Here is a 10,431-nt window from a genome sequence, read left to right on the forward strand (position 1 = left end):
GCGGGAGCCGAACCCGTTCAATCCGGGATCGCCGCGCCGTCACGGACCACCACGGCGAACAGATCGGCTACCGCAGCCAGACCGGCCGCGTGCACCGCCTCGGCGGGAACGTCGCCGTCGACGCCGGGCAGCGATCGGGTCGCCGTCGCGGCGGCGACCACGGTCGGCGCGTAGCCGAGATTGAACGCGCCGCGCGCGGTGGAATTCACACACATGTGCGTCATGAACCCGGCCAGCACCAGATTCGACGCGCCGACCGCCTTGAGTCGCTCGTCCAGATCGGTCTGCACGAAGGAATTCGGGAAGTTCTTCACCACCACTGCCTCGTCGTCGCGCGGTGCGACCGAGGAGTGGATGGCGCCGATCTCGGCGGTGATGTCATACGGCGAACCCGGTCCGGCGTCGTGCTGGATGTGGATGACCGGGATACCGGCGCTGCGGGCCCGGTCCAGCAGCGCGGCCGCCTCCTCGAGAGCAGATTGCACGCCGTCGAGCTCCAACGTCCCGTAGGTGTAGGTGTTCTGGCAGTCGATGAGCACCAGCGCTGAGTCGGCGAGCCGGACCGGTTCGAGCGGCAGACCTGTCAGTGAGCGCAGGGTGGGGAGATCGGACATGCCCGGAGACTACCGTCAGCGCGCTCGTCCAGATTGCTTCTCCGGAAGTCCGAGGAGACGTCGTACGGAAGGCAGCTGCGGCTCAGGGGGCGGTGACTGCCAGCACGGCGTCGGCGAACTCCGGCCGGCAGACGATCAGGTCCGGCAACTTGGAGTCACGCTGGTTGTACACCAGTTCCGAGCCGTCGATGCGAGAGGTGTGCAAACCCGCGGCGCGGGCCACCGCGACCGGCGCGGCGGAGTCCCACTCGTACTGGCCGCCGGCGTGGACGTAGACATCCGAGAGCCCCTGCACGACCGACGCGACCTTGGCGCCGGCCGACCCCATCTCCACGAGCGTCCCACCGAGCGCGTCGCGGACCTGCAGCGCGATCGCGGGCGGCCGGGTGCGGGACACCACCACCCGCGGCGACTCCGGCGCCGCCGGAGGCGTCGGCACCGTCGGCGTCGCCAGGGTGACGCCCTGCGCCGGCAGGGCAACCGCACCGGCGACCAGGTCCCCGGCCTGCCACAGCGCCACGTGCACGGCCCAGTCGGTGCGGCCCAACTCGGAGAACTCGCGGGTCCCGTCCAACGGGTCGACGATCCACACCCGCTCGGCGCGCAGCCGCACCGGATCGTCGACACCCTCTTCGGAGAGCACCGCGTCGCTGGGCCGCTCGGTCGCCAGGGCCGACATCAGGAACTCGTGAGAGCGCCTGTCCCCCTCGGCTTTCCGTTCCTGCGCATCGGCCTGGGCCAGCTCGCCGCGCACGGTGAGCAGGAGCTGGCCGGCCTCGGTGGCCAGCCGCCCGGCCAATTCGTGGTCGTTCACCCGCGGTCGCGCTCGAGCAATTCGATGACCGCCTCGGCGTGCGCGTCGGGACTCTGATCGGGCGTCAGGCGCAGATCAGGGTTCTTGGGACGCTGATACGGGCTGTCGATCCCCGTGAAATGGGTGATCTCACCGGCGCGCGCCTTGGCGTACAACCCCTTGGGGTCGCGTCGTTCGCAGTCCTCCAGCGGCGTGTCGCAGAACACCTCGTAGAACTCCAGGCCGGCTTCGGTGGTCACCTTGCGGGCCAGTTCCCGGTGTTCGGCCAGCGGGCTGATCGCCGGGACCAGCACCACCTGGCCCGCGTCGGCCAGGATCGAGGCGACGTGGGCCAGTCGCCGCAGGTTCTCGGAACGGTCGGCCATCGAGAACCCCAGGTCGGAGTTGAGTCCGTGGCGAAGGTTGTCGCCGTCGAGAACGTATGCGGGAACGCCCTTCTCGAGCAACTTCTGCTCCACCAGCATGGCCACCGAAGACTTGCCGGAACCGGACAACCCGGTGAACCACACGGTGCGCCCCTTGGTCAGCCGGTCGTCGGCCGAGCACAACGACTGGTGGCGCACGGTGTTCGGGCTCGCCGTGCCCGTCGAACTCTCGCGCAACACCATGCCGGCGGCGACGGTGCCGTTGGTGTTCGGATCGATCAGGATGAACGAGCCGGTCGCCGGATTGCGGCTGTACTCGTCGAGCAGCAGCGGCGCCTGAGACCGCAACGAAACCCGGCCCAGTTCATTGAGTTTCAATGCGGTGGCGGTCTTGTCGCGGTGCAGGGTGTTGACGTCCAGGCGGTAATCCAGCCCCGTCACCCGTACGCGGGTGGTGCGCGAGGTGTGCTTGATCAGGTAGTCACGGCCCGGCTCGAGCGCGCTCTCGTCGGCCATCCAGCACACGGTGGCGTCGAAGTCCTGCGCCACGCGCGGCCGGTTGTTCGGACGGGCGATCATGTCACCGCGGCTGATGTCGATGTCGTCGGCGAGGCTCACCGACACCGCCATCGGCGGGAACGCCGCGGCGACCGGACCACTCGGGTCTTCGATTGCGGTGATACGCGACGTCTTCCCGCTGGGCAGTACGACGATTTCGTCACCGGGACGCATCACACCGCTGGCCACGGTTCCGGCGTAGCTGCGGTGGTCCTGGTGCTCGCGGGTGTGCGGCCGGATCACGTACTGCACCGGGAAGCGCACGTCGATCAGGTTGCGGTCGCCGGCGACGTAGACGTCCTCGAGGTGGCTGAGCAGCGACGGTCCCTCGTACCACGGGGCGCGGTCGGACTTGGTGACGACGTTGTCGCCGTGCAACGCCGACAAGGGGATGGTGGTGACGTCGTGGATGTCCAGACGTGTCGCAAAAGCGTGGAACTCGTCGCGGATGGCTTCGAAACGCTCACGGCCCCAATCGATCAGGTCCATCTTGTTGACCGCCAGCACCACGTGCTGGACACCGAGCAGGGAGGCCAGGAACGCATGCCGACGCGACTGCTCGAGCAGGCCGTTGCGGGCGTCGACGAGCACGATCACCAGATGTGCGGTCGAGGCGCCGGTCACCATGTTGCGGGTGTACTGGATGTGGCCCGGGGTGTCGGCGATGATGAATTTCCGCTTGGCCGTGGCGAAGTAGCGGTAGGCGACATCGATGGTGATGCCCTGCTCCCGCTCGGCGCGCAGGCCGTCGGTCACCAACGCGAGGTCGGTGTAGTCGTGGCCGCGCTCCTTGGAGGTGCGCTCCACGGCCGCGAGCTGGTCCTCCATCACGGCCTTCGAGTCGAACAGCAACCGCCCGATCAGGGTGGACTTGCCGTCGTCGACCGACCCGGCCGTGGCCAGGCGCAGCAGCGTCGCGTCGAGGCTCGGAACCTCGGTCATCGTCGTCGTCATGGTCAGAAGTAGCCTTCGCGTTTGCGGTCTTCCATCCCGGCCTCGGAGATCCGGTCGTCTGCGCGCGTCGCGCCGCGCTCGGTCAGCCGCGAGATCGCGGTCTCGGCGATCACCTGCTCGACCGTGGCCGCGGTCGATTCGACGCAGCCGGTGCACGTGACGTCACCGACGGTTCGGAAGCGCACGCTGGTCTCGAAGACCTCTTCGTCGTCGCGCGGCTGCAGAAACGGATGCACGGCCAGCAACATCCCGTCCCGGCGGAACACCTTGCGCTGGTGCGCGTAGTAGATCGACGGCAGCGTGATGTTCTCTTCACCGATGTAGGACCAGATGTCGAACTCGGTCCAGTTCGACAACGGGAACGCACGGATGTGCTCGCCCTTGCGATGGCGCCCGTTGTACAGGTTCCACAGCTCCGGACGCTGCGCCTTGGGGTCCCACTGCCCGAACTCGTCGCGGAAGCTGAACACCCGCTCCTTGGCGCGCGCCTTCTCCTCGTCGCGGCGGGCCCCGCCGAACGCGGCGTCGAACTTGTTCTCCCGGATCGCGCGCAACAGCGTCACCGTCTGCAGCGGGTTGCGCGACGGGCCGTTGTCGACGACGCGGCCGGCGTCGATGTCGTCCTGCACCTTGGCGACCACCAGCCGAACCCCGGTGCTCTCGACGAGGTTGTCGCGGGCGGACAGCACCTCCTCGAAGTTGTGCCCGGTGTCGACGTGCATCACCGGGAACGGCGGACGCCCGGGCCGGAACGCCTTGACGGCCAGGTGCAGCATCACGATCGAGTCCTTGCCGCCGGAGAACAGCAGCACCGGCCGCTCGAACTCGGCCGCAACCTCGCGGATGATGTGGATCGCCTCGGCCTCCAGCGCACGGAGGTGGCTGAGTTCATAGGTCCCGGCAATCGGGGCGAGTTCCTCGGTCGCGGTCATCGCATCCTCGTAAAGTTGGTAGAACTGACCATATTTACGGCCATAATCCGCGAATGTAGCCGCCCCGGCCTGCGGGTGTCAAAGTTCTCCCCGCGAGCAGACGCGTAGGCCCCCGATTCGCAGCGTTTTCGGGGGCCTACGCGTCTGCTCGTCGTTACAAGGTGACCTCTTTCAGGCGGCCGGTGGCGACATCGAAGACGAAGCCGCGCAGCGACTCGTGCCGGGTGACGAACGGGTTGGCCTCGATCCGGCGCAGCGACTGTCGCACGTCCTCCTCCACGTCGATGAACGACTCGGCAGCCCACTCCGGCTTGATGCCCAACTCGTCCTGGATCTGCTGCTTCAAGCCGTCGTCGGTGAAGGTCAGCATCCCGCAGTCGGTGTGGTGGATCAGGATGATCTCCTTGGTGCCCAGCAGACGTTGGCTGATGGTCAGCGACCGGATCTCGTCGTCGGTGACGACACCACCGGCGTTGCGGATGACGTGGGCCTCCCCGTCTTTGAGCCCGAGGATCCGATACACGTCGAGACGCGCATCCATGCAGGCGACGACGGCGACGTGCTTGCTGGGCCGCAGCGGCAGCGGGCCCGAGAACGTCTTGGCGTACTCCTCGTTGTTCTTCAGGTACTCATCAGTGACCGACATGGCGCGAAGCTAACAGCGTCGGCACCGGAAGTCACGAGTCAGAATCACCGGGATCAGGTCGCTCCGTGCTGCAGGTCGAATACAGTCACACCGCCGACGTCGGCTGCGGTGAAGTGCTGCCGGACCCAGGCTTCGATCTCGGCCGCCGCCCCGGTGTCGCGGCGGGGGCCGGGGTTCGGCCCGGCGATGAAGTAACGCACCTCGTCGTCTTCGACGTACTCCTGGAACTGCGCAAGGGTCGGTGCGTCGTCGCTGCCGGTGAATCCGCCGATGGCCATCACCGGCGCGCCGGTCTGCAACTCGAGCCTGCCGGCGAGCATCGATCCCACCGTGGCTGCGGCCCATCGGTTGTCGGCCGTCTCGATCAGATGAGTGAGCAGCGTGTTGTCGGCGATGTCCATCCCGGGCGGGGGCCCCATCGGCGGGCCGCCCGGTCCCGACATACCCGGCTCCCCGACCGGGCCCGACATCATGCCCGGACCCGTGCCCACATGGGTCGCCGTCTCCACCGCGTAGGCCGCCGACCCCGCCGCGCCGAACACCAGCGCCGCCCCGGCGACGACCGCGGCGACCCGTCCCCCGCGGTGTCCGCCCAGCGCGACGGCCACCGCGCCGCCGACGGACCCGACCACCACCACCCAGCGCAGCCACGGGTGCCAGTCCGGGGTGCGGTCGAGCAGGACGAACGCCCACGCACCGGTGGCGGCACTCATCGCGGCCAGCACCAGTCGCGGACCCCACTGATCGCGCACCCGCCACAGGTGCGCGGCCGTCAGCCCGACCGACGCGGCGACCGCCGGCGCGAGAGCGACCGTGTAATAGGGGTGGATGATGCCGTCCATGAAGCTGAAGACGGCGGCGGTGATCAGCAGCCAGCCACCCCAGAGCAGCAGGCTCGCCCGCAGGGGCGCGGTGCGCGGCGTGCGGCGCGTGAACCAGAGACCGGCGGCCAGGCCGATCAGCGCGGCGGGCAACAACCAGGACACCTCGGCGCCCATCGACGCGCCGAACATCCGGGTGATCCCGGGCTCGCCACCGAAGAAGAGGTTCGCGCCGCGATCGGGACCATCCGGTCCTTCCGGGCCGCCGGGACCGTCACCGGGCATCCCGTCCATGCCCAGCACGCGCTGAATACCGTTGTAACCCAACGCCAGCTGCAGCAGGCTGTTGTCGGTTGACCCGCCGATGTACGGACGGGAATCCGCCGGCCAGATGCTGACCAGCGCGAGGAACGACCCCGCGGTCGCGATCATCGCCGCGCCGCCCGCCAGCAGCGCGCGCAGCCGCGGCCGCACGCCGATCGGCGCCGCAACCAGGAACGCGAGCGCCAGACCCGGGATCACCAGGAACGCCTGCAGCATCTTGGTCAGGAACGCGAACCCGAGGACCACCCCGACCAGCACCACCCACCGGGTCCGGCCGCTGTCGATCGCACGCACCATCAGGTACGCGGAGATCACGAGCAGCAGCACCAGCAGCGCGTCGGGGTTGTTGTACCGGAACATCGACGCCGCCACCGGCGTCGCCGCCAGTGCCGCACCGGCGATCAGGCCCGCACCCGGTCCGCCGACCCGGCGCACCGCCGCGTACAGCACGCCGACGGCCGCCACCCCCATCAGCGCCTGCGGAAGCAGCATCGTGAACGGGCTGAACCCGAACAGTCTGCCCGACAACGCCATCACCCACAGTGCGGCGGGCGGCTTGTCGACGGTGATCGCGTTGCCCGCGTCGAGCGAGCCGAACAGCCACGCCTTCCAGCTCTGCGTGCCGGCCTGCGCAGCAGCCGCGTAGTACTCGTTGGCCCACCCGACCGAACCCAGACCCCACAGGTACAGCAGTGCCGTGGCGCCGAGCAGCGCGGCGAGCGCGGGCCGCGCCCAACGGGGCCGGCCGCCCGGAATCGTCGGGTCGACCAACGCGGTGTCCATGGTCAGCGTCATCGCCGAACTCCTTCGGATCGGTTCCGCAGCGGGTGAAACACCCAGCCACGCAATAAGACAAAGCGAACGACGGTGGCAATCAGGTTGGCGGCGACCAGCACGGTGAGCTCTACGAGGTGGTGCGGGGAGTCGGCGGCGGCGTGCAGCAGCGCCAGGGCGCCGCTGGTGATCGTCAACGCGATGCCGAACACGATGAGCCCTTCGGCGTGGTGTCGGCCCAGACCGCTCCGACCCGCGACCCCGAACGTGAAGCGTCGGTTGACCGCGGTGTTGGCGATCGCGGTGAGCAGCAGGGCCACCAGATTGGCCCACTGGGCGCCGGCCCAGCCTTGCAGCAGCATGAACAGCGCGACATAGGCTGCGGTCGAGGCGACCCCGACGGCGCCGAACCGCGCAGCCTGCCGCAGTAGCGAAGCGGGCGGGCCCGCCGACCCGAGTTGAGCGGCGATGGTGTGGACCGGAATGGCACCGGAGGCGAATCCCCTGACCAGCCGCGCGATTCCGCGCAGGTCGGCAGCCGCTGTGGCCACGATGTCGACGCGGCTGTCCGGGTCGTCGACCCAGTCGACGGGGACCTCGTGGATGCGCAGACCGCTGCGTTCGGCGAGCACCAGGAGTTCGGTGTCGAAGAACCATCCGGTGTCCTCGACGTAGGGCAGCAACTCGGCTGCGACGTCTGTGCGAATTGCCTTGAAGCCGCACTGCGCATCGGAAAAGCGGGCGGCCAGAGTCGATTTCAGGAGCCCGTTGTAGCAGCGGGAGATGATCTCGCGTTTGGCGCCTCGGTGTACACGGGCGCCGCGGCCGAGCCGGGTGCCGATCGCGAGATCGGAGTGCCCGGAGATCAGCGGCGCCACCAGGGGGGCCAGTGCGGCGAGATCGGTCGACAGGTCGACATCCATGTACACCAGCACCGCGGCGTCGGAGCGGGACCAGACATGGTGCAGCGCGCGGCCGCGGCCCTTCTCCTCCAGACGCACCACGCGTACATCGGTCAGTTCGTCGGCGAGTTCGGCGGCGATGCGCGGGGTGTCGTCGATGCTGGCGTTGTCGGCGATGGTGATCCGCGACGGGAACGGCACGGCGTCGCGCAGGTAGCGATGCAGGCGATGCACCGATTCGGCGAGCACCGCCTGCTCGTTGAACACCGGGACCACCACATCGAGCACCGGCGCGCCCGCACCCCGTGCCGCGGATGCGGCGTCGGATCGGCGCCGGAAGGTCCGCTCGGCGATGTCTGTCATGGAGTTCATCGTCGGCCCGCCGCGTGTGCGGGCCGTTGGCCGCAGCTATGTGCCGGCTGTGAGAACCGCGCCGGGCAGTGTGACGACGAACGCGGTGCTGCCGGGGCCACTGTGCAGCGCGATCGTGCCGCCGTGGGCCCGCACCACCGCGGCGACGATGGCCAAGCCCAGACCGGTGCTGCTGCCGTCGCGGCGGGCTCGTGACGAGTCGCCGCGCGCGAACCGTTCGAACACCTCGGGCTGCAGTTGCTCGGGGATGCCGGGCCCGTCGTCAGCCACGCTGAGCACCGCCGTCGCGTCGGGAGCCACCGACAGCGAGACCGTGACGGTCGTGCCGGGTGGGGTGTGGATCCGCGCGTTGGCCAGCAGGTTGGCCAACACCTGGTGCAGTCGGGCCTCGTCCCCGGCAACCGTGACGGGTTCCTCAGGGAGGTCGAGCTGCCAGATGTGGTCTGTGCCGGCGACATGGGCGTCGCTGACGGCGTCGAGAACCAGGTGGCTGAGATCGACCGGATCGCGCTGCAGCGGCCGGCCGGTGTCGAGCCGGGCCAACAGCAGCATGTCCTCGACCAACTGGGTCATTCTCGCGGCCTCGGACTCGACGCGGTTCATCGCGTGCACCACTTCGTCGGGCATGTCGGCTCGGCGGCGTTGCGCCAACTCGGTATACCCGCGGATCGCGGCCAGCGGTGTGCGCAGTTCGTGGCTGGCGTCGGCGACGAACTGGCGCACCCGGGTCTCGCTGAGATGGCGGGCCTGCAGTGCCGTGGCGATGCGGTCGAGCATGCGGTTCAACGCCGCGCCGAGCTTGCCGACCTCGGTGCGCGTGGCAGCCGGATCAACGTCGATGATCGGTGTGGGAAGGTTCACATCGCCGCGGTCGAGGTCCAGCGCGGCGACCTGTTCGGCGGTGTCGGAAACCCTTGACAGCGGCTGTAATTGACGACCGATGATGTAGATGCCGGCGGCTGCGGCCACCATCACGGCGACCGCGGCCACCACGCAGAAGATGACCAGGGTGCGCAGCAGCGTGTCGTCGACAACCGTGGTGGGCAGACCGGTGATGACGGTGTCGCCGGTACGCAGGCTCGGCAACCCGACCACGCGGTAGCGCCCCAGCTCGTCCAGCTCGACCGTCTCGGGGGCCCGACCGGGCCGGGCGTCGGCCAGCTGCTGGGCGGCGGAGGCCGGTAACTCCGCACGCGCGCCGTCGCTGGTGATGACTCCCGCGTCGACCGGACGGCCGTCGGACACGACTGCGCCGACAGTGCGGATCGCCTGTCCAGGGGCGTTGAGGAACTCGGGTCCGGGCCCGTCGCGCACCTCCGGCGGTCGCATCGTCGGCTGCTGCCCCGGCGGCGGCGGTGGGCCGTAGTCGAAGATGACCGTCGAGCGCCGCCCGGCCTCGACGACCTGCGCGTCGAGTTGACCGGTCAGGAATCGTTGCAGCGCGAATTCGGTGCCGATGCCGATCCCCGCGCACACCGCGGCCAGCAGGAGCACCTGGGTGAGCACCAGTCGTCGGCGCAGCGACCACGACCGCGGCACCCGTAGCCGGGCGCCGACACTGTCACGGCGCGGGCTTGAGGACATACCCCGCACCGCGCAACGTGTGGATCATCGGGGTGCGTCCACTGTCGATTTTCTTACGCAGGTACGACACGTACAGCTCGACGATGTTCGACCGACCCCCGAAGTCGTAGTCCCACACCCGATCCAGGATCTGGGCTTTGCTCAGTACCCGCTTGGCGTTGCGCATCATGAAGCGCAGCAGCTCGAACTCCCTGGCGGTCAGCGCGATGACCTCACCGGCGCGGGTGACTTCGTGGCTGTCCTCGTCGAGCACCAGGTCGCCGACGACGAGCGTGCTGCCGCCGGTCTCGGTGGTCACTCCGGTGCGTCGCAGCAATGCGCGCAAGCGCAGCACCACCTCTTCGATGCTGAACGGCTTGGTCACGTAGTCGTCACCGCCCGCGGTGAGCCCCGCGATGCGGTCTTCGACCGAGTCCTTGGCGGTGAGGAGCAGCAACGGGAGCGACGGGTTGTGCTCGCGCAGCTTGCGCAGCACGTCCAGGCCGCTCATGTCAGGCAGCATCACGTCGAGCACCACCACGTCCGGCGGCGTCTGCCGGGCCCGCGTGATGGCGGTGGCGCCGTCGCCGGCGGTGGTGACCTCCCAACCTTCGTAACGCAGCGCCATCGACACCAGCTCGGCCAGTACCGGCTCGTCGTCGACGACGAGCACCTGGATCGGCTTGCCGTCCGCGCGCCGCATCACCACCCGGGCGGCTTCGACGTCGCTGCCGGCGGCGGTCGAGGGCGTGGTCACCGGCCCATTATGTGCCTGCACAGTGGGCAGTCCCT

9 protein-coding genes are annotated in these 10,431 nt (G+C 69.1%); all 9 read right to left on the reverse strand.

The window, feature by feature from the left end; all coding sequences use genetic code 11:
• Nucleotides 1-17: 17 nt before the first annotated feature.
• A complete protein-coding gene (locus tag ACAG25_RS17620) occupies nt 18-614 on the reverse strand; it encodes a cysteine hydrolase family protein (protein ID WP_370489754.1) in 597 nt (198 codons plus the stop codon).
• Between the two features lie 82 nt (nt 615-696).
• Nucleotides 697-1,428 (reverse strand): 3'(2'),5'-bisphosphate nucleotidase CysQ, encoded by a 732-nt coding sequence (locus ACAG25_RS17625; protein WP_370489755.1) that lies wholly within the window; start codon nt 1,426-1,428, stop codon nt 697-699.
• Nucleotides 1,425-3,293 (reverse strand): adenylyl-sulfate kinase, encoded by a 1,869-nt coding sequence (gene cysC / locus ACAG25_RS17630; protein WP_370489841.1) that lies wholly within the window; start codon nt 3,291-3,293, stop codon nt 1,425-1,427. The genes ACAG25_RS17625 and cysC overlap by 4 nt, the downstream gene beginning before the upstream one ends.
• 14 nt (nt 3,294-3,307) lie before the next feature.
• Entirely contained in the window at nt 3,308-4,237 is a 930-nt protein-coding gene (cysD, locus tag ACAG25_RS17635) for a sulfate adenylyltransferase subunit CysD (protein WP_370489756.1), read from the reverse strand.
• 154 nt (nt 4,238-4,391) lie between these two features.
• Entirely contained in the window at nt 4,392-4,883 is a 492-nt protein-coding gene (locus ACAG25_RS17640) for a beta-class carbonic anhydrase (protein ID WP_370489757.1), read from the reverse strand.
• A 53-nt stretch (nt 4,884-4,936) separates the two neighbouring features.
• Nucleotides 4,937-6,823, reverse strand: a complete 1,887-nt coding sequence (locus ACAG25_RS17645) for a glycosyltransferase family 39 protein (protein WP_370489758.1) — start codon at nt 6,821-6,823, stop codon at nt 4,937-4,939.
• The gene (locus ACAG25_RS17650; protein ID WP_370489759.1) at nt 6,820-8,076 is read right to left on the reverse strand and encodes a glycosyltransferase; all 1,257 of its coding nucleotides are present in this window, start codon (nt 8,074-8,076) and stop codon (nt 6,820-6,822) included. The genes ACAG25_RS17645 and ACAG25_RS17650 overlap by 4 nt, the downstream gene beginning before the upstream one ends.
• Nucleotides 8,077-8,112: 36 nt before the next feature.
• Nucleotides 8,113-9,660, reverse strand: coding sequence for a sensor histidine kinase (locus tag ACAG25_RS17655; protein WP_370489760.1), 1,548 nt, complete (start codon nt 9,658-9,660; stop codon nt 8,113-8,115).
• Entirely contained in the window at nt 9,638-10,342 is a 705-nt protein-coding gene (locus ACAG25_RS17660) for a response regulator transcription factor (RefSeq protein WP_370489842.1), read from the reverse strand. Before ACAG25_RS17660 ends, ACAG25_RS17655 begins: the two co-directional genes overlap by 23 nt.
• Between the last annotated feature and the right edge of the window lie 89 nt (nt 10,343-10,431).

It is taken from the genome of Mycobacterium sp. pV006 (assembly GCF_041287115.1).
GTDB lineage: Bacteria > Actinomycetota > Actinomycetes > Mycobacteriales > Mycobacteriaceae > Mycobacterium.

What these genes read in the sequence shown, in the direction of transcription:
- cysD (WP_370489756.1), bottom strand. Translation starts at nt 4,237, where the DNA reads ATGACCGCGACCGAGGAACTCGCCCCGATTGCCGGGACCTATGAACTC.
- ACAG25_RS17640 (WP_370489757.1), bottom strand. Translation starts at nt 4,883, where the DNA reads ATGTCGGTCACTGATGAGTACCTGAAGAACAACGAGGAGTACGCCAAG.
- ACAG25_RS17645 (WP_370489758.1), bottom strand. Translation starts at nt 6,823, where the DNA reads ATGACGCTGACCATGGACACCGCGTTGGTCGACCCGACGATTCCGGGC.
- ACAG25_RS17620 (WP_370489754.1), bottom strand. Translation starts at nt 614, where the DNA reads ATGTCCGATCTCCCCACCCTGCGCTCACTGACAGGTCTGCCGCTCGAA.
- ACAG25_RS17650 (WP_370489759.1), bottom strand. Translation starts at nt 8,076, where the DNA reads ATGAACTCCATGACAGACATCGCCGAGCGGACCTTCCGGCGCCGATCC.
- ACAG25_RS17655 (WP_370489760.1), bottom strand. Translation starts at nt 9,660, where the DNA reads ATGTCCTCAAGCCCGCGCCGTGACAGTGTCGGCGCCCGGCTACGGGTG.
- cysC (WP_370489841.1), bottom strand. Translation starts at nt 3,293, where the DNA reads ATGACCGAGGTTCCGAGCCTCGACGCGACGCTGCTGCGCCTGGCCACG.
- ACAG25_RS17660 (WP_370489842.1), bottom strand. Translation starts at nt 10,342, where the DNA reads ATGCGGCGCGCGGACGGCAAGCCGATCCAGGTGCTCGTCGTCGACGAC.